Below are 16968 nucleotides of genomic sequence, written 5' to 3'. Positions count from 1 at the left end.
ATCAAGCGCGGGCACCCGCACTACGCGTTGACGATCGATCGCGTCGACATGGTCCGCTACCACCTGACCGAGGAAGACGTCGCCGACATCGGCGCCGAACAATAGGGCCCTCGCAAGGCCGTGGCGGCTGGGCGCCCCGTCGCCCGGCGGCCCCGTCTGCAAGCCGCTAGGTATGAACCGGCAACGAAATGGCACGCCGAGTAGGAAGACAGCTCGATCATGAACTTTCTCATGCAGCAGACGCTGACGAACGGCAGCGAACTCCCTGACGGCCCGCACTTCACCCACTGCTACATCTACGCGGGCGCCCACTGCTCCTGTGGCGGCAACTACCAAGGCGATCGGCCCGGCCCGGAACTCGACCCGAGCGCTGTTGTGGCACTGGCCGAGCAAGCAGAGCGCTGACCATACCGACCATGCTGAAGCCCCGGCCCAGGGTAAGTGGGCCGGGGCTTCAGCATGTCAGCCTACGTCACGCCGCCTCGACGACGCCTTCGCGGATAGCGTGCGCCCACTCCTCCAGCAGCTGCTCGTACACGGCCCGATCCTCCCGTGACAGCCGCGCATCCCGGTGCGGCCACAACGCACGAATCCGCCTGTTGATCTCCTCAACAGAGCGCACGCAGCCGCGAGATGGGGGAGAGGGGGGCATGTGCACCAGCCTACGACCCGGGTCTGACAGCGGCCACGGCTATCCAGCCGCAGGCGGCTCCGTGATGTAGGTGCCCTTCGACGGCAGCGTCACCACCAGGCCGCGGTCCCGCAGTTCCTGGATCGCCCGCCGTGCCGTACCGATGGCGACCTGGTACTCGTCCGCAAGCTCCCGCTCACCGGCCAGCCTGGCGCCCGCGGGAATCTCGCCCGCCGCGATCCGCGCAGCCAGATGATCCGCGACCTGCACGTACACGTACACGGGCCGGGACGGATCCACCACCGGCTCTTGATCACTCATGACGTCAACGTAAAGCGGCCGGTCACACCCTGAAACCGCAGGTAGCGGCATGGTGCTCCATATAGCGGTATAGAGCGGTACCGTGGTCCATCACCATCACAGACCCCCGCGACCGCGGTCACGGCCCGGGGGCATGGCCGACGAACGGAGCGTCGACAATGGACCAGCGTAGAGATCAACCCCAGGCGCGCCAGACCGCTGGACAGCGGGAGGTCCGGCCGTGACGCGAGCCGCCTACCGGTACGTCGACTGGAGCCTCGGCACCGACCCCGAGCAGCCGCTCCAACGCCGCATCGAATGCGCTTCCTGCTCCGCCGCATCCGGCGACAGCCCCGGCCAGCTCGGCCCCGAGCAGTGGGCCCTCCGGCACGCCGCCGCCACTGGACACCGGGACTTCCAGGAGATAGCAGTCGCCTACCTGCGCGCCACACCCGCAGTAGAGGACGCCTGAACTCCGGTTTCACACGGGGTGTGACGGTCGCGTCGCGACCCTTGTGGCACACACCCTTCTCGGCATATGCATATATCTACGAAACTGAGTGGACCGCCGCCGGGCCCGGGCCCCGCTCGGCGGCCTCTCAACCAGCAAGCCGGATCGTCCACCTGTCCATCGGCAGGATCAGATCCGCAGTCTCCACGGGGGCGCCATGCTCATCCAGGCGGGTCCGCACCACCCGATAGGCCAAGGCATCCACCAGCAACCCCAGCGCATGCGCCTGCTCCACACCCAGGCTGACCACGCCCAACTCGGCCACGAACGACGCGTGCCGCCGACGCCGGCCGCGCCACCACGTCGACACCAGCATCGCCGACCTGCCGCCCGGATCCAGGCACTCCACCGTCTCGTGCTGCAGCACCGTCCGCGGCGCAACCCGAAGGCGCTCAGCCAGCTCTTCCGTGGCGGGGCGCGGGCGGGTGTCGGTGGTCTCGCTGGAATACGGCCACGGCGCGTCCGGGTCCGTGAGGGTGCGCATAGCAGGAGGATGCGCCACGTAGACGTGACTGCGCTCCTCGCCCTCAAGAACTCCCGTGCGGCGCAGAAGGACGTAGGCCAGACGCATCGTCTGAGGGTGCACCCGATATTCACTGGCCATCTGGGTACGCGAGGGTAGGGGTTGTCCTGGCTGCCACTCGCCAATTGCGATGCGGCGGCGGACGTCAGCTGCGATGCGGCGGTGCTTCGCTTCCGACATCGGGACCCCTGGCGTCGATCATGACGTGAGGCCTGACGGTATGAAGTAGGCGGAGTACTGGATATATCCAGTAGCCCGTAAGCAGTCTGGCCTGAGCCAGAGGCAATTGCACAGAGGCTTCGGCGCTGCGGGGTTCAGGTCTCCGTGGAACCGACGGGTTCATCCTTCGCCCGCGCACCCCCTTGGCGAGCGCATGGTGAGCCGCACGAGTGGTCCCGCGATCAAGGGAGGGGAAATGGGGCCCAATGGGTTGGTAGGGGCGCCGTTGGTACGGCGTCCCTTGTAGGCACCGCCCGTCTGCTGGGGCACCCGCTAGGAGCAGACGGGCGGTAGTGGCCGACGCCGCTGTCGGTCATGTTGCCGCCCTCCGGCTTGCCAGTCCACCTCCCAAGTGGGCCGGCCGGAGGGCGGTTTCGCGCGCCTGCGTGATCGACTGGGAGAACTTTGGGAGAACCGGCCCGCAAGACGCTCCGCCAAGCTACGAGTAAGGGCGAGTTTCTGCGCGTAACTACACGCTAAGTGGCCGTTGAAGGTAGCCCGAAATGCCCCCCGCTAGTCCCCCGACTCTCCCGCGTGCGGGCTCAGTTCACCCGCTCCCACCAGGATGAACAGCACGATGCCCAGCGCGATCCGGTAGTAGACGAAGGGCATGAAGCTCTTGGTCGTGATGAACTTCATGAACCACGCGATGACCGCGTAGCCGACGACGAAGGCGATGATCGTCGCGAAGATGGTCGGGCCCCAGGAGACGTGGCCCTCGCCCGCGTCCTTGAGTTCGTACGCGCCCGACGCGAGGACGGCGGGGATGGCGAGGAGGAAGGAGTAGCGGGCCGCGGCCTCTCGGGAGTAGCCCATGAGGAGGCCGCCGCTGATGGTCGCGCCGGAGCGGGAGACTCCGGGGATCAGGGCCATGGCCTGGCACAGGCCGTAGATGAGGCCGTCCCTGATGTTCAGCTGCTTGAGGTCCTTGCGCTCGCGCACCGCGCGGTGCTTGCCGCCGACCTCGTCGCGCGCGGCGAGGCGGTCGGCGAAGCCGAGGACGATGCCCATCACGATCAGGGTCGTGGCGATGAGCCGCAGATCCCGGAACGGGCCCTCGATCTGGTCCTTGAGCGTCACGCCGAGCACACCGATCGGGATCGAGCCGACGATCACGAGCCAGCCCATCTGCGCGTCGTGGTCGGACCGCGGCACCTTGCCCACAAGGGAGCCGAACCACGCGTGCAGGATGCGGCCGATGTCCTTGCGGAAGTAGATCAGGACGGCGGTCTCGGTGCCGATCTGCGTGATGGCCGTGAACGCGGCACCCGGGTCGTGCCAGCCCGCGAACGCCGCGGTCAGCCGCAGATGCGCGCTGGAGGAGATCGGGAGGAACTCGGTCAGTCCCTGGACGAGTCCGAGGATGAACGATTCGAGCCAAGACATGAGAACTGCGCCGTCCAGTTACTGATCGTGCGCTGACCCGTGTGGTGGCGGTCAGAAGCGGTGAAGGGGGACCGGGGCGGCGAGGGCGGTGCGGTGTGGTGCGGCCTGTGTGTGGTGGTCGGGCAGGAAGGGGGTGCTGATCCAGCTGATACAGGGGATCACGTGCCTCGCCGGGGGCAGCGTAGCGCCACAAAGTTACGCCCCCACGCGAGGGCCGCTTCTAAGCGGCCGAATGCCTCGGCCGGGCCGCCCCCCCCGTGCCACACCCGCGCCGCGCCGCCACCATGTGTGCACTCCGGCGTCCGCCGCTCGCCATCCCTCGGCCGCCTGTCCGCCACCTGTGATCCCTCAGCAGGCCGTCGGACAGTAGGCGTCCGTACGTCCGTACGCGATGCTCCCGCCGTCGCCGAGGGCCGTCCCTCACACCCCCGCAGGCCCTGTCACCGTCCACCCCGGCACCTGCGGATGCGCCGTCAGGTCCTCGTGGCGGACCTCGGTGCCGCAGTGGGCGCAGGTGACCACAGGCGTGAGCGTCCGGCCGCAGGCGTGCTCGACGAGCATGGGGCGGCCGTCGTCGGGGCGGAGGTGGCGGTCGCCCCACGCCATCAGGGTCATCAGGACGGACTCCAGCTCCAGGCCCGCCGGTGTCGGCCGGTACTCGAAGCGCTGGGGGCGTTCGCTGTAGCGGGCCTTCTCCAGGACGCCCGCGTCGACCAGGCGGCGCAGCCGGGCCGTCAGGACGTCGCGCGGGGCGCCCGTGTTGCGGGCCAGCTGGTCGAAGCGCCGGGCGCCGAGGAAGACCTCGCGCAGGACGAGCAGGGAGTACTTCTCGCCGACCAGGGCGAGCGTGTCGGCGATGGCGCAGGGGCGCGGGCCCTTGGTGGATGGCATGAAAGCCAGTCTACGGGTGGGTTGGAAAATCAAACTCACTTGGTTACCGTGGAGTACGCAAGTGCGTCCAGTTTTCAAACTCATTCGCAGGCCGCCGGGCACAGGGCCCGGCCTGTCCGAGAGGCACCCTCATGCGCGACGCCGTCATCGTCGAAGCGGTACGCACCCCGGTCGGCAAGGGGAAGCCGGGCGGCTCCCTCCACCACGTCCACCCCGTCGACCTGCTCGCCCACACCCTGCGCACCCTCGTCGAGCGCAGCGGAGTCGACGCGGCGCGGGTGGACGACGTGATCGGCGGCTGCGTCGACCAGGTCGCCGAGCAGGCCATGAACACCACCCGGTACGCCGCCCTTGCCGCGGGCTTCCCGGAGTCCGTGCCCGCCACCACCGTCGACCGCCAGTGCGGCTCGTCCCAGCAGGCCGTGCACTTCGCCGCGCAGGGCGTGATCGCGGGCGCGTACGACATGGCGATCGCCTGCGGCGTGGAGTCGATGAGCCGCGTACCGATGTGGTCGAACGTGCCCGCGGGCGCCGACCCCTTCGGCCCCGGCATCGCCGAGCGCTACCCCGAGGGGCTCGTCCCGCAGGGCGTCAGCGCCGAGCTCATCGCCGCGAAGTGGTCCATCAGCCGGGAGGAGATGGACGTCTTCGCCACCGGCTCGCACCGGAAGGCGGCCCGGGCCTGGGCGGGCGGCCTCTTCGACGCGGAGGTCGCGCCGCTCGGCCACGTCACCCGCGACGAGTCCGTACGCCCCGCCACCACGCCCGAGGTGCTCGCCGGACTCAAGCCCGCCTACGAGGACCCGGCGTTCGCCGAGCGCTTCCCGCAGATCGACTGGTCGGTCACCGCCGGGAACACCAGCCCCCTCAACGACGGGGCGTCCGCCGTGCTCATCACCACCAGCGAGAACGCCGCCCGGCTCGGCCTGCGCCCGCTCGCCCGTCTGCACAGCTTCGCCGTCGCGGGCTCCGACCCGCTCCTGATGCTCACCGGCATCCTGCCCGCCACCGAGCAGGTGCTGCGCCGGGCCGGCCTGACGCTCGACGACATCGACCTGTTCGAGGTCAACGAGGCGTTCGCCAGCGTGGTCCTGTGCTGGCTGCGGGAGACCGGAGTCGACGAGCGGAAGGTGAACGCGCACGGCGGCGCCATCGCCCTCGGCCACCCGCTGGGCGCGAGCGGGACGCGCCTGATGACCACGCTCGTCCACGCCATGCGGGCCCGTGGGGCGCGGTACGCCTTGCAGACGATGTGCGAGGCGGGCGGTCTCGCCAACGCGACCGTCCTGGAAGCCGTGTGACGTCGGGGGCCGCGCCCGGGCCGCCGAGCGGCGGGCCGTCCGGTCAGTTCCCGCGCAGGCGGTGACGCTTGCGCCAGGCCACCGCCGCGGCGCCGAGACCCGACACCGCGATGAAGCCCATCGCGAGCAGGAACGCCGGGGAGGTCGGGGTGTCGGCGCGGGCACCCGCTATCACGTACGCGGCCGTGTTCGGCACCGAACCGAGCGCCGTGGCCAGGAGGAAGGGGAGCCAGCCCATCTTGGAGACGGCCGCGCAGTAGTTGGCCGCCGCGAACGGCACGCCGGGGAAGAGGCGCACCGCGAGCATCGAGCGGAAGCCGTGGCGGCTGAGCTGGCCGTCGGCCGCCTTCAGCCAGCGGCCGCGCAGCAGCGGCCGCAGCGCGTCCTGGCCGAGGATCCGGCCGAGCCCGAAGGAGGCGCCCGCCCCGAGCACCGTGCCCGCGACCGCCGCGGCGAGCCCCGCCTGCGAGCCGAACAGCGCGCCCGCCGCGAGGTTGAGCAGCGGCCGCGGCACGAACGCCACCGTGCACGTGCCGTACGCCACCGCGAACACGCACACCGCGGCCGTCCCGGTCAGCTCCGGCGGCCAGCCGTCGGCGAGCAGCCGCTGCGGCTCGAAGAGCAGCACGCACGTGGCCGCCGCGACGAGCAGCAGCACGAGCAGGGACAGCCGCGACCACGGTGAGAGGAGCACCCGGGTGCAGCGCACGACGAGGCCCTGCGGCGGGGTGGCGGCGGTGTCGAGCATCCGGGGAGACTAACCGACGCATGTGTCTGATCGCCGTATGGTGCGTCTCATGAGCGTCACAGTGCCGCGCAGCACCCTGGCCGACACGGTCCTCGACCGGCTCACCGCGAGCTATGCGGAGGCAGCCAATCCGGTCCGGGCCGCGGAGATGCGCGCGTACATGAAGGACGTCGCGCCGTTCCTCGGCCTCGCCTCCGGGGTGCGCCGGGAGCTGGCGCGGGCCGTCCTCGCGGGCACTCCGCGCCCCGACGAGGCCGACTGCACGGCGCTCGCGCTGCGGTGCTGGCGGCTGCCCGAGCGCGAGTACCACTACTTCGCGGTCGACTATCTGCGGCGGCACGTGAAGCGCTGCTCGTCCGGCTTCCTGCCGGTGGCCCGGCACCTCGTGACGACGGTCCCCTGGTGGGACACCGTCGACCTGCTGGCCGCGCACGTCGTCGGCGGGCTCGTCGCCGCCGACCCGGAGCTGACGGCCGACATGGACGCGTGGAGCACCGACGACGACCTGTGGGTGATCCGCACCGCGCTGCTCCACCAGCTGCGCTACAAGGAGCGGACGGACGCCGACCGGCTCTTCGCGTACTGCGCGCGGCAGGCCGGGCACCCCGACTTCTTCATCCGCAAGGCCATCGGCTGGTGCCTGCGCGAGTACGCCAAGACCGACCCGGACGCGGTGCGGACCTTCGTCGACCGGCACCGCGACGCGCTGTCGCCGCTCTCCGTGCGCGAGGCCCTGAAGAACATCGGCGGCTGACGGGGGGCGCGCGGGGCGTATGGGGCGCGTGGGACACAACTGCCGTACGTGACCGGTGCGTCGCAGAAAATCATTCGACGGGGCGCGACGCGTCAGCCATGATCGTCGACATGTTCCGGCACGCCTTTCCCACAGCTCCGACCGCGGTCGCGGTCGCTGCGAAGGCTGCCGCGTTTCCCTTCGACGGCGCCCGAAGCTGACTCTCCCCGGACATTCCGGCGGACCCCGTAGGGGGAGGGTCGGCCAGGCCCCAGGGGTCCCCGTCCGACGGCCGCGCGCCGCGGGCCTCAGCTTTCGAGTTCCGGAGAAGGAACCGCCATGTCCAAGACCGCTTACGTCCGCACGAAGCCGCATCTGAACATCGGCACGATGGGCCACGTCGACCACGGCAAGACCACCCTGACCGCCGCCATCACCAAGGTGCTCAGCGCGCGCGGCACCGGCACGTTCGTGCCCTTCGACCGCATCGACCGCGCGCCCGAGGAGGCGCAGCGCGGCATCACGATCAACATCGCGCACGTCGAGTACGAGACCGACACGCGGCACTACGCGCACGTGGACATGCCCGGTCACGCCGACTACGTGAAGAACATGGTGACGGGCGCGGCCCAGCTCGACGGCGCCATCCTCGTGGTCTCGGCGCTCGACGGGATCATGCCGCAGACCGCCGAGCACGTGTTGCTCGCCCGCCAGGTCGGCGTCGACCACATCGTCGTGGCCCTGAACAAGGCCGACGCGGGGGACGAGGAACTCACCGACCTCGTGGAGCTGGAGGTGCGCGACCTGTTGTCCGCGCACGGGTACGGGGGCGACTCCGCGCCCGTGGTCCGGGTCTCGGGCCTCAAGGCGCTGGAGGGCGACCCGCGGTGGACCGGGGCGATCGAGGCGCTGCTCGACGCCGTCGACACGTACGTACCGATGCCGGAGCGCTATGTCGACGCGCCGTTCCTGCTGCCGGTGGAGAACGTCCTGACGATCACCGGTCGCGGCACGGTCGTCACGGGTGCCGTCGAGCGCGGCACGGTCCGGGTCGGCGACCGCGTCGACGTCCTCGGGGGCCTCGGCACCGACACGGAGACGGTCGTCACCGGCCTGGAGACGTTCGGCAAGCCCATGGAGTCGGCGCAGGCCGGTGACAACGTGGCGCTGCTGCTGCGCGGCGTGCCGCGCGACGCCGTCCGCCGCGGACACGTGGTCGCCGCCCCCGGCAGCGTCCGGCCGAGCCGCCGCTTCACCGCGCAGGTGTACGTCCTGTCAGCCCGCGAGGGGGGCCGTACGACCCCGGTGGCGACGGGCTACCGGCCGCAGTTCTACATCCGCACCGCGGACGTGGTCGGGGACATCGACCTCGGCGAGGCCGCGGTGGCCCGCCCCGGCGACACGGTCGCCATGACCGTGGAGCTGGGCCGCGACGTCCCGCTGGAGCCGGGCCTCGGCTTCGCGATCCGCGAGGGCGGGCGGACGGTGGGCGCCGGCACGGTGACGGCTGTCGCCTGAGGTCGCGGTGAGGGGGGCTCGGCCTGGGGAGGCCGGGCCCTCCTCGCGTCCGGCGGGGGCGGGCACAATGGGGCGGTGGACCAGCCCGCCGATGCCCCCGACCCCACGTCGATATCCGACGCCGAGCAGCCTCCCGAGCCGGAGCCGGAGCCGGAGCCGGAGCCGATGCCTGAGTCCGTGGCCGAGCCCGTGCCCGTCACGCGCGTCGTCGACCACGGCACCGCCAAGCTGCTGCCCGACGTCGACCGGGCCCGCGCCTGGCTCCTGACCGTCGACGGCGCCCCGCAGTCGTACGTCGACCTGGACGCGCCCACGTACCTGGAGTTCGAGTACGCGCGCAGGCTCGCCCACGTCCTGGACACGCTCGCCGCGCCGGGCCGCCCGCTGGACGCCGTGCACCTCGGCGGCGGCGCCCTCACCCTGCCCCGCTACCTCGCCGCGACCCGGCCGGGCTCCGGGCAGGACGTCGTGGAGGCCGACCGCGAGCTGCTGCGGCTCGTCGTCGAGCATCTGCCCCTGCCCGGGGATGCGGGGATCCGCCTGCACGGCGCCGACGCCCGGGCCTGGCTGGAGGCGGCCCCCGCCGACAGCGCGGACGTGATCGTGGGGGACGTCTTCGGCGGCTCGCGCGTGCCCGCGCACCTGACGTCCGACGCGTACGCCCGTGACGTCGACCGGGTCCTGCGCGCGGACGGCGTCTACGCGGCCAATCTCGCCGACGGCGCGCCGTTCGACTTCCTGCGCTCCCAACTGGCCACGTTCGCCGGGTGTTTCGCGGAGCTCGCCCTGATCGCCGAGCCGGCGATGCTGCGCGGGCGCCGGTTCGGCAACGCCGTGCTCGTCGCGTCGCACGTCCCGTTCGACGTCGACGCGCTGGTGCGGCTCGCGCGGGCCGACGCGTTTCCCGCCCGGGTCGTACACGGGGGCGAGCTGCGGCGCCTGGTGGGTTCGGCGCGGGTGGTGCGCGACGGGGACGCGGTGGCTTCGCCGGAGCCGCCGGGCGGGGCCTTCAGCGTGGGCTGACCCGCGCCGACGGGGCCCCTCCGCCATGGTGACGGCCGGCGGGCGCGATCGCGCGTGCGCTGTGGTCACCATGTGCAGAGAGGCCGTCGCTGTCCCCGGAACGGCGGTCGGTCAGCCGTTGGTACGCGCGAAGCTCGTGAGGGCGGACCGTCACACCCGGGTGTCGTCGAAGTAGGTGCGGCGCGACGCGATCAGGACGGTGCCCGCCTCTTCGGTCAGGTCGAAGAAGTCGCTGAAGGACAGGTCGGCGTGCGAGCCGCCGCGGAGGGTGCCGGTGAAGCGGCCCTCGACGGCCACCTGGCGGTCCGAGTGGAACAGCGCTTCGATGGAGTGCTGGCCCTTCGCGATGACGCGACGGCTGGTGTAGAACTCGCGGAGCTCGGACATTCCCTCGATCACGGGATAGCCGGGCCGCTTGTAGCGTATGGCGGGGTGGAAGAGGTCGAACATGGCCGGGTCTTGGCGGTCGACGCACTCGTAGTAGCGGCGGATCAGGCTTTCCGGCGTGCTGGTGGGAGCCGTCATATCAGGGGTGTCTCCGTCCTTGGTTTCGTCAACATGGGCGGCCCGGTCGGTTCAGGCAGCCGTAACGAAAGATGGCGCAGTTCTCCAGTGCGACGTCGATCTCGCACTTGGCCCGTACAAGTACGCGGCAGGCTAACAGGGGGCGCTGTTCTCTTCGAAGGGGTCGTTTTATTGCCTCAACGGGCGTGGCCCAAAACTGACAGTCGACGCATGGCTGCTGGTGGCAGGGGGGTTGACTGCATGTCCCCGCGCTCCCTCGCCTGATTCGGCAACGGTTTCCCGCGCACGCACGGCTTTCCTGAGCCCATTCGCGCCGGTCGCTTGAGTGGATTGACATGGCCGCGCCATTCGGACTCTTCGATTCCCTCGTGGTGCCGTACTCCGGGAGCGTCTTGGGCCAAACCGACGAGCATAGGAGAGTTCCGCTATTCCGGCTCCGCGCGACGCCGAAATCAAGGGCGGCCGGAGGGAATTCGAAGGGGTGTGCTCGGCGGTCTCGAATGGTCCGGCATTCCTGAATGGCCGGAAAGCGGTCGGCGCGCTCGTCGTCGATATCTGTGGCCGTGCCCGTGCCCGTGTGTGGCGGGTGGCCGGTCGGAGCGGGGCGGGCACGTCACCGCGGATGCCGGATGCCGGATGCCGGATGCCGGATGCCGCATGTCACATGCGAGGGGGTCGCGCCCCGCGTCGGATTGTCCCGTCGCGCAGGACATTTCTCGTGGGCCGCCCGCGCTGGTTGATCATGTCATTTGACCGTCAAATCGGGCGTAATCCATGGAAAGTTGGATGAAAACTCCCCCGAAAACTGACTGTGCCCGCCCGCCCCGGATCGGGGCGGGCGGGCACAGTCAGGAGGGAGCGGCGGGCCCGGGGTCAGGAACGCTCAGGACTCGCTGGCGGTGCCGTGGAGGCGCACCGTGGCGAGGATCTTCTTCACCAGTGTGTCGGGCACCTCGCCCTTCACGCCCTTCGCGCCGTGCAGCGTCCACGCGACGTAGTCGCCCGCGCTGTTCTTGAAGGAGAGGGTCGTGGCCTTGCCGTTGGAGTCGCACTTGCCCGAGCCGGGGTCGCCGACCGACGTCGTGGTGACGACACTGCCCTCGATGCCCGACGTGGTGGTGTACGACTCCACCTTGCCGATCTTGACGTTCTTCTTGTCGGCCTTCTTCTGGCCGGTGTAGCCGCCGAAGACCCACCACGCGGAGTCGTTGCGGGCGACTTCCTTGGTGCTCTTGGCGCCGTTCTGGCCCTTGGTGCCGACGCTGGCGAGCGAAGAGTCGTTCATGCGCCCGTCCTTGTCCTCGTCGGACGAGCACCACTTCTCTTTGTAGATGGCGGGGGCGGACATGATGATCAGCGGCTTGGAGCCGTCGCCCTTGTTGTGGTCCTCGAAGCCGATGTAGGTGTCGGGGGTCTTGATCGTCCAGTCCGGCGGCACGTCGAAGGCGGTGCCCCACTTGGGGTTCACCACGACCTGCCAGCCGGGGACGGTCGGCTTGGGGTCGTTGCCGGTGCCGCGCGGGTTGTCGTCGTCCGACGGCTTGGGGCTCGGCTTCTTGGTGGCCGACTTGGACGGCTTGGGGGCCGCCGTGTCGGACTTGTCGTCGTCACCGCCGAAGACCAGGAAGCCGGTCACGCCCGCGGCCACGACGACGGCCCCCACAGCGACGAGGGCCGTGACCTTCGTCCGGTTGCCGCCGCCGTTGCCCCCGCCGCCCGCGTCCGGGCCGCCGGGCTGCGCCGCCCCCATCGGGAACGTCGGGGCGCCCCACTGGGGCTGCCCGCCCGTGGGCCGGCCCGCCGTGGGCTGCCCCCCGGTCGGCTGCTGATACGGGTTCGGCTGCTGGTAGCCGGGCTGCTGGTACGGGTTGGGCTGCTGATACCCAGGCTGCTGATATGGGTTCGAACCCGGACTTTGCGGGTTCTGCTCGCCCCCGGGCGGCTGCTGTTCTGGCCACATGGCCAGTAACCATAGAGGGGCCCGGGGCTCAGGTGCCACGCCCGCCCGGCGGGCGGACGGGCACCGGGCAGGACCTCGTACGAAGCCGTGACGAAGTGGTGAAGAAGCGGTGGACGGACGTCGGCGTACGGCGTGGTACGCCAGTCAATGCCCGGTTCTTCCGCTAGCGCCTGATGTGCGGGGGAGTGGTGTGGTTCACGACTCCGAGGCATCGCCGTGCAGGCGCACCGTGCTGAGGATCTTCATGATCGTCTTGGTCGGGATCTCCTCCTTGACGCCCTTGGCGCCGTAGAGGCTCCACGCCACGAAGTCGCCCTCGGCGTTCTTGAACCCGAACGTGATCGCCTTGCCGTCCGAGGCGCACTTGCCCTTCTGGGGCGTGTGCTGCGAGCGGGACCACGCGATGCTGCCCTTGATGCCCGCCTTCGTGGTGTACGGCTTCGCCTTCTCGTCGAAGAACAGGCTCTTCTTGTCCGGCTGCGTATAGCCGCCGAACACCCACCAGGCGACCTGGTTCACCGCGACCTCGTCGGTGTTCTTCGCGCCGTTCGCCCCCTTGGTGCCGACCGCGCCGAGCGCCTTGTCCTCGCTCCTGCCGTCCCTGTCCTCGTCGGAGGTGCACCACTTCGACTTGAAGTACGCGGGCGCCGACATGGTCATCAGCGGTTTGCCGGTCTTGACGTCCTCGAACGCGACGATGGCGCCGGGCTTCCTGACGTCCCAGTCGGGCGGCACGTCGAAGGCGGTGCCCCACCTCGGGTTCACCACGACCTGCCAGCCGGGGACGGTCGGCTTCGGGTCGCCCGCCGTGCCGCGCTCGCTGTCGTCGCCGTCGGCCGCGCCGGAACCGGGCTTCGCGGCGGCGGACCTGGACGGCTTGCCGTCGGCCTGAGGGGACTTGCCGCCCTTGTCGTCGTCCTTGTCGCCCAGGAGCAGGAAGCCGGTCACGCCCGCGGCCACGACGACGGCCGTCGCCGCGACGATGGCGACGACCTTGGTCCTGTTCCCGCCACCGCTGCCGCCGTCGCCCGCCGACGCCTGCGGCACGCCCGAGGGGGCCGTCGGCGCGCTCCACCGGCCGGGCTGCCCGGCCTGCTGGTACGGCGACGACTGCTGGTACCCCGGCTGCTGATAGGGGTTGGGCTGCTGGTAACCCGGCTGCTGGTACGGGTTCTGCTGCTGCGGGTTCTGCTCGCCCCCGGGCGGCTGCTGTCCTTGCCACATGGCCGGTAACCATACGTGTGGCTGGCTGACGTGTTCACAACCACCCCGGGGCGGACCGCCGGTCCGTCAGTGCTTCTGCGGCGCCCGGTACTCGCGCACGGTGCGCAGGATCTCGCGCACCGTCCGGTCGGGGATCTCCTCCTTGACGCCCTTCACGCCGTGGAAGGACCAGGAGAGGAACTCGCCCTCGGAGTTCTTGAAGCCGAACGTGGTCGCCTTGCCGTCCGTGTCGCACGCGCCCTTCTTCTCGACGCCGGAGGAAGCGGCCGTCACCAGGCTGCCCTTGAGGCCCGAGGCGGTGGTGTAGGGCTCCGCGGGGCCGGTGGTCACCTTCTTCTTGTCGGGTTGGGCGTAGCCGCCGTAGACCCAGGCCGTCGCGTTGTTCCGGGCGATCTCCGCCGTGCTGCTCGCGGTCTTGTTGCGCTTGGTGCCCGCGAGGCCGAGGGGCGTGTGGTCCTTCCTGCCGTCCTTGTCGTCGTCCGACGCGCACCAGCGCTCCTTGAGGACGGCCGGAGCGAGCATGGCGACGAGGGGCGTGTCGGAGGGGTCGTCGTGCTCCGAGACCCAGGTGGCGAAGTCGGCCGACTTCAGGTCCCACTGCGGCGGCACGTCGAAGGCGAGCCCGTCCCTGGGGTTCACGACGGTCTTCCAGCCCGGCACCGTCGGCTCGGGGGCGCCGTCCGTCCCGCGGCCGTCGGAGTCCTCCGGCTCGGCGGGGCGGGGCGCCGTGCCGGTGGACCGGGTCGGCCCGGGCGTCGCGGAGTCGTCCTCGCCGCCGCCGAGGAGCACGGCCCCGGTGGCGACCGCGGCCACGACGACCACCGCCGCGGCGGCGATGGCGATCACCTTGGTCCTGCGGCCGCCCCCGCCCGGCGGGACGGGAGGCCCGGCCGACACCGTCGGCGCGTTCCACGGCTCCTGTGGCGAGGGCCCCGGGCCTTGCTGCTGGTAGGGGTTCGGCTGCTGGTAGCCCGGCTGCTGGTACGGGTTCGCGTCCTGGCCCCCGCCGGGGTTCGGCTGCTGGGGTCCACCGGGTCGATCTTGTCCTGGCCACATGGGCGTCCACGATAGGCCCGGCGGGAACGGCTGTTCGCGGAAGCCTGGCCAAGCGCCGCTACTCGTGGGTAACATCCCGGTCATGAGCGCAGACCAGATGTCGATCGGCGAGATGCTCGCCGCCACCGTGCCGATGGCCCGGACCCTCAAGCTGGAGTTCGTCGAGACGACGCCCGAGCGCGCCGTGGTCGTGCTGCCGGACCAGGCGGAGTACCACAACCACGTGGGCGGGCCGCACGCCGGCGCCATGTTCACCCTGGGGGAGTCCGCGAGCGGGGCCATCGTGCTCGCCGCGTTCGGGGCCCAGCTCTCGCGGGCCGTGCCGCTCGCCGTGAGCGCCGACATCGCGTACAAGAAGCTCGCGATGGGCCCGGTCAAGGCCACCGCGACCCTGGGGCGTCCGGTCGCGGACGTGGTCGCCGAGCTCGACGCGGGGCAGCGCCCCGAGTTCCCGGTGGCCATCGCCATCACCCGCGAGGACGGCGCCGTGACCGGTGAGATGACCGTGACCTGGACCCTGCGGCCCAACGACCCGAAGTAGCGGCGACCGTCGACTCCCTCGGCCGGCCCGGCACTTCTGAGTAGGAGTACTCAGGCGGGCCCGGTCGGTGGCCGCGAGGATCGGTGGCATGGACCTGCCGATCGCGCCGCCCGCCTTCGACGCCTCCGCCCGCACCCGGGCCGACACCGGGCCCGATGTCGGCGCGGCCGTCGGGCTCCTCGTGGCCGAAGTGCTCGTCCTCGCGGGGATCGTGGCGGTGTGGATCGCGAGCGGCCTCACCTTCGACCCCGCCGCCGACGCCGAGTTCGACCGCCTCGACGGCTATCTCGCCGCCTCCGCCTGCGTGGGCGGCCTCGCGCTGCTCGCCACCGTCGTGGCGATCCGCGTCCGGGCCCCGGTGACCGCGTGGAGCCAGGGGTTCATGGTGGTGGTGATCGCCGCGGCGGTCCTCGCCGGATTCTCGTACCAGCGGCACGAGGACGAGGTGCGCGGGCCCGCGCCCGCCTGGACGGGCCAGGTGGGCTGCCGCAGTGGCGGGGACAGCGACGAGTGCGCGGCCACCGGCGGCTGAGGCGGGGCGCGGAGGCCGGGGCGTGAGCGGGTAGGCTGCCCCGGCGCGCGCGATCATCGCGCGCGCCGGGGGAGTCGTCCGCGCACGGAAGGAACCGGGGTTGCACGTCCAGGAGTGGCTGGAGCACGTACCCGCCGTCAGCGTCTACGCGCTGGTCGGCCTCGTCATCGGCCTGGAGTCACTGGGCATTCCGCTGCCGGGCGAGATCGTCCTCGTCTCCGCGGCGCTCCTGTCGTCGCAGCACGGCGACGTGAACCCGGTGGTGCTCGGCGTCTGCGCCACCGCCGGGGCCGTGATCGGCGACTCCATCGGCTACGCCATCGGCCGCAAGGGCGGCAGACCGCTGCTCGGCTGGCTGGAGCGGAAGTTCCCCAAGCACTTCAGCGCGGCGAACGTCGGCAGCGCCGAGCGCTCCTTCCAGAAGTGGGGCATGTGGGCGGTCTTCTTCGGCCGCTTCGTCGCGCTTCTGCGCATCTTCGCCGGGCCCCTCGCGGGCGTCCTGCGCATGCCGTACTGGAAGTTCTTCACCGCGAACGTGCTCGGCGGCATCATCTGGGCGGGCGGCACCACCGCCGTCATCTATTACATCGGCGTGGTCGCCGAGGACTGGCTGAAGCGCTTCTCGTACGTCGGCCTCGGGATCGCGGTGCTCCTCGGCATCGGCTCGATGCTCCTGGTCAAGCGGCGGGCGAAGAAGGCCGCCGAGGAACACGCGGCGAGCGAGGCCGCGGCCGCGTAGCCGAAGCGGGCGGCCCGGGGGGGGCAGGGGCCCGCCCCGGCCGCCGCCCGGCGCGCGGAGGCGCTCAGTCCTCCTTGGCGTGCGCGGCGCGGTGGGCCTTCGCGAGCTCCACGTACATCGAGCCGTTGAGCGAGATGCCCGCGCGCTCCTCCTCCGTCAGCTGCCGCTTCACCTTGGCGGGGACGCCCGCCACGAGCGAACCCGGCGGCACCCGCATGCCCTGCGGCACCAGGGCCTGCGCGGCGACGAGCGAACCGGCTCCGATCACGGCGCCGTTGAGCACGGTCGCGCCCATGCCGATGAGGCAGTCGTCCTCGACGGTGCAGCCGTGCACGACGGCGTTGTGGCCGACCGAGACCCGCTCGCCGATGGTGACCGGGAAGCCGGGGTCCACGTGCAGGCTGCAGTTGTCCTGGATGTTGCTGTCGGCGCCGATCTCGATGGGTCCGCAGTCGGCGCGCAGGACCGCCCCGTACCAGGTGCTCGCGCCCGCGTGCAGCGTCACGTCGCCGATCACCACGGACGTGGGCGCGGTGAACGCCTCCGGGTCGATCCGGGGGTCCTTGCCGCCGATGCCCATGACGAGTGCCTGGTGGCTCATCTCGTT

The 16968-nt window shown here is 71.1% G+C and carries 19 protein-coding genes; 9 read left to right on the top strand and 10 right to left on the bottom strand.

The features are described 5' to 3' along the window. The first annotated feature begins 219 nt into the window (after positions 1-219). The gene (locus tag CP982_RS07105) at positions 220-405 is read left to right on the top strand and encodes a hypothetical protein (protein WP_150509711.1); all 186 of its coding nucleotides are present in this window, start codon (positions 220-222) and stop codon (positions 403-405) included. Positions 406-691: 286 nt separating this feature from the next. On the opposite strand, the gene CP982_RS07095 is transcribed toward CP982_RS07105, so the two are convergent. Then, positions 692-952, bottom strand: a complete 261-nt coding sequence (locus tag CP982_RS07095) for a GntR family transcriptional regulator (RefSeq protein ID WP_150509709.1) — start codon at positions 950-952, stop codon at positions 692-694. A gap of 220 nt (positions 953-1172) precedes the next feature. Here CP982_RS07095 and CP982_RS07090 point away from each other — a divergent pair, with 220 nt between their 5' ends. Then, a complete protein-coding gene (locus CP982_RS07090; RefSeq protein ID WP_150509708.1) occupies positions 1173-1403 on the top strand; it encodes a DUF7848 domain-containing protein in 231 nt (76 codons plus the stop codon). 127 nt (positions 1404-1530) lie between these two features. Here the strand turns inward: CP982_RS07090 and CP982_RS07085 are convergent, their stop codons facing one another. The 3 genes from CP982_RS07085 to CP982_RS07075 all read right to left on the bottom strand — a co-directional run bounded on the left by CP982_RS07085 (position 1531) and on the right by CP982_RS07075 (position 4461). Next, entirely contained in the window at positions 1531-2145 is a 615-nt protein-coding gene (locus tag CP982_RS07085; RefSeq protein WP_150509707.1) for a GntR family transcriptional regulator, read from the bottom strand. A 552-nt stretch (positions 2146-2697) separates the two neighbouring features. Continuing rightward, positions 2698-3570: an undecaprenyl-diphosphate phosphatase gene (locus CP982_RS07080; protein WP_150509706.1), complete on the bottom strand. Its 873-nt coding sequence runs from the start codon at positions 3568-3570 to the stop codon at positions 2698-2700. Between the two features lie 420 nt (positions 3571-3990). Beyond that, positions 3991-4461, bottom strand: a complete 471-nt coding sequence (locus tag CP982_RS07075) for a winged helix-turn-helix transcriptional regulator (protein WP_150509705.1) — start codon at positions 4459-4461, stop codon at positions 3991-3993. 131 nt (positions 4462-4592) lie between these two features. Between CP982_RS07075 and CP982_RS07070 the strand changes: the two genes are divergently transcribed. After that, positions 4593-5762: a thiolase family protein gene (locus tag CP982_RS07070; RefSeq protein ID WP_150509704.1), complete on the top strand. Its 1170-nt coding sequence runs from the start codon at positions 4593-4595 to the stop codon at positions 5760-5762. Between the two features lie 43 nt (positions 5763-5805). Here CP982_RS07070 and CP982_RS07065 read toward each other — a convergent pair whose 3' ends face one another. Then, the gene (locus tag CP982_RS07065) at positions 5806-6510 is read right to left on the bottom strand and encodes a TVP38/TMEM64 family protein (protein ID WP_150509703.1); all 705 of its coding nucleotides are present in this window, start codon (positions 6508-6510) and stop codon (positions 5806-5808) included. 49 nt (positions 6511-6559) lie between these two features. Between CP982_RS07065 and CP982_RS07060 the strand changes: the two genes are divergently transcribed. The 3 genes from CP982_RS07060 to CP982_RS07045 all read left to right on the top strand — a co-directional run bounded on the left by CP982_RS07060 (position 6560) and on the right by CP982_RS07045 (position 9784). Next, complete coding sequence (locus CP982_RS07060) at positions 6560-7264, top strand: DNA alkylation repair protein (RefSeq protein ID WP_150509702.1); 705 nt, start codon at positions 6560-6562, stop codon at positions 7262-7264. A gap of 318 nt (positions 7265-7582) precedes the next feature. Further along, entirely contained in the window at positions 7583-8761 is a 1179-nt protein-coding gene (gene tuf / locus CP982_RS07050; protein WP_150509700.1) for an elongation factor Tu, read from the top strand. Between the two features lie 177 nt (positions 8762-8938). Then, the gene (locus CP982_RS07045) at positions 8939-9784 is read left to right on the top strand and encodes a spermidine synthase (protein ID WP_150515366.1); all 846 of its coding nucleotides are present in this window, start codon (positions 8939-8941) and stop codon (positions 9782-9784) included. Between the two features lie 150 nt (positions 9785-9934). Here CP982_RS07045 and CP982_RS07040 read toward each other — a convergent pair whose 3' ends face one another. The 4 genes from CP982_RS07040 to CP982_RS07025 form a co-directional block, all read right to left on the bottom strand. Then, a complete protein-coding gene (locus tag CP982_RS07040; RefSeq protein WP_144002062.1) occupies positions 9935-10309 on the bottom strand; it encodes a nuclear transport factor 2 family protein in 375 nt (124 codons plus the stop codon). A gap of 883 nt (positions 10310-11192) precedes the next feature. Then, positions 11193-12269, bottom strand: a complete 1077-nt coding sequence (locus CP982_RS07035; RefSeq protein ID WP_150509699.1) for a DUF8017 domain-containing protein — start codon at positions 12267-12269, stop codon at positions 11193-11195. A gap of 195 nt (positions 12270-12464) precedes the next feature. Next, on the bottom strand, positions 12465-13493 hold the full coding sequence (locus tag CP982_RS07030; RefSeq protein ID WP_150509698.1) for a DUF8017 domain-containing protein: 1029 nt from the start codon (positions 13491-13493) through the stop codon (positions 12465-12467). A gap of 66 nt (positions 13494-13559) precedes the next feature. Next, a complete protein-coding gene (locus CP982_RS07025) occupies positions 13560-14549 on the bottom strand; it encodes a DUF8017 domain-containing protein (protein WP_150509697.1) in 990 nt (329 codons plus the stop codon). Positions 14550-14631: 82 nt separating this feature from the next. Between CP982_RS07025 and CP982_RS07020 the strand changes: the two genes are divergently transcribed. The 3 genes from CP982_RS07020 (at position 14632) to CP982_RS07010 (ending at position 16361) form a co-directional block, all read left to right on the top strand. Further along, on the top strand, positions 14632-15090 hold the full coding sequence (locus CP982_RS07020) for a DUF4442 domain-containing protein (protein WP_184925782.1): 459 nt from the start codon (positions 14632-14634) through the stop codon (positions 15088-15090). Between the two features lie 88 nt (positions 15091-15178). Next, entirely contained in the window at positions 15179-15622 is a 444-nt protein-coding gene (locus CP982_RS07015; protein WP_150509696.1) for a DUF6234 family protein, read from the top strand. A gap of 100 nt (positions 15623-15722) precedes the next feature. After that, complete coding sequence (locus CP982_RS07010) at positions 15723-16361, top strand: DedA family protein (RefSeq protein WP_150509695.1); 639 nt, start codon at positions 15723-15725, stop codon at positions 16359-16361. Positions 16362-16425: 64 nt separating this feature from the next. On the opposite strand, the gene CP982_RS07005 is transcribed toward CP982_RS07010, so the two are convergent. Then, positions 16426-16962 (bottom strand): gamma carbonic anhydrase family protein, encoded by a 537-nt coding sequence (locus CP982_RS07005; protein ID WP_150509694.1) that lies wholly within the window; start codon positions 16960-16962, stop codon positions 16426-16428. Positions 16963-16968: the final 6 nt, after the last annotated feature.

It is taken from the genome of Streptomyces spectabilis (genome assembly GCF_008704795.1).
In the GTDB taxonomy this organism is placed as follows: domain Bacteria; phylum Actinomycetota; class Actinomycetes; order Streptomycetales; family Streptomycetaceae; genus Streptomyces; species Streptomyces spectabilis.
Note: the sequence above shows the minus strand (reverse complement) of the source record. Positions and strands in the feature narration are given on the sequence as shown.

Bases quoted from the DNA above. Each gene is read 5' to 3' on its own strand.
- CP982_RS07095 (WP_150509709.1), bottom strand. From the start codon at position 952: ATGAGTGATCAAGAGCCGGTGGTGGATCCGTCCCGGCCCGTGTACGTG.
- CP982_RS07025 (WP_150509697.1), bottom strand. From the start codon at position 14,549: ATGTGGCCAGGACAAGATCGACCCGGTGGACCCCAGCAGCCGAACCCC.
- CP982_RS07035 (WP_150509699.1), bottom strand. From the start codon at position 12,269: ATGTGGCCAGAACAGCAGCCGCCCGGGGGCGAGCAGAACCCGCAAAGT.
- CP982_RS07080 (WP_150509706.1), bottom strand. From the start codon at position 3,570: ATGTCTTGGCTCGAATCGTTCATCCTCGGACTCGTCCAGGGACTGACC.
- CP982_RS07015 (WP_150509696.1), top strand. From the start codon at position 15,179: ATGGACCTGCCGATCGCGCCGCCCGCCTTCGACGCCTCCGCCCGCACC.
- CP982_RS07075 (WP_150509705.1), bottom strand. From the start codon at position 4,461: ATGCCATCCACCAAGGGCCCGCGCCCCTGCGCCATCGCCGACACGCTC.
- tuf (WP_150509700.1), top strand. From the start codon at position 7,583: ATGTCCAAGACCGCTTACGTCCGCACGAAGCCGCATCTGAACATCGGC.
- CP982_RS07020 (WP_184925782.1), top strand. From the start codon at position 14,632: ATGAGCGCAGACCAGATGTCGATCGGCGAGATGCTCGCCGCCACCGTG.
- CP982_RS07005 (WP_150509694.1), bottom strand. From the start codon at position 16,962: ATGAGCCACCAGGCACTCGTCATGGGCATCGGCGGCAAGGACCCCCGG.
- CP982_RS07040 (WP_144002062.1), bottom strand. From the start codon at position 10,309: ATGACGGCTCCCACCAGCACGCCGGAAAGCCTGATCCGCCGCTACTAC.
- CP982_RS07060 (WP_150509702.1), top strand. From the start codon at position 6,560: ATGAGCGTCACAGTGCCGCGCAGCACCCTGGCCGACACGGTCCTCGAC.
- CP982_RS07105 (WP_150509711.1), top strand. From the start codon at position 220: ATGAACTTTCTCATGCAGCAGACGCTGACGAACGGCAGCGAACTCCCT.
- CP982_RS07070 (WP_150509704.1), top strand. From the start codon at position 4,593: ATGCGCGACGCCGTCATCGTCGAAGCGGTACGCACCCCGGTCGGCAAG.
- CP982_RS07065 (WP_150509703.1), bottom strand. From the start codon at position 6,510: ATGCTCGACACCGCCGCCACCCCGCCGCAGGGCCTCGTCGTGCGCTGC.
- CP982_RS07085 (WP_150509707.1), bottom strand. From the start codon at position 2,145: ATGTCGGAAGCGAAGCACCGCCGCATCGCAGCTGACGTCCGCCGCCGC.
- CP982_RS07030 (WP_150509698.1), bottom strand. From the start codon at position 13,493: ATGTGGCAAGGACAGCAGCCGCCCGGGGGCGAGCAGAACCCGCAGCAG.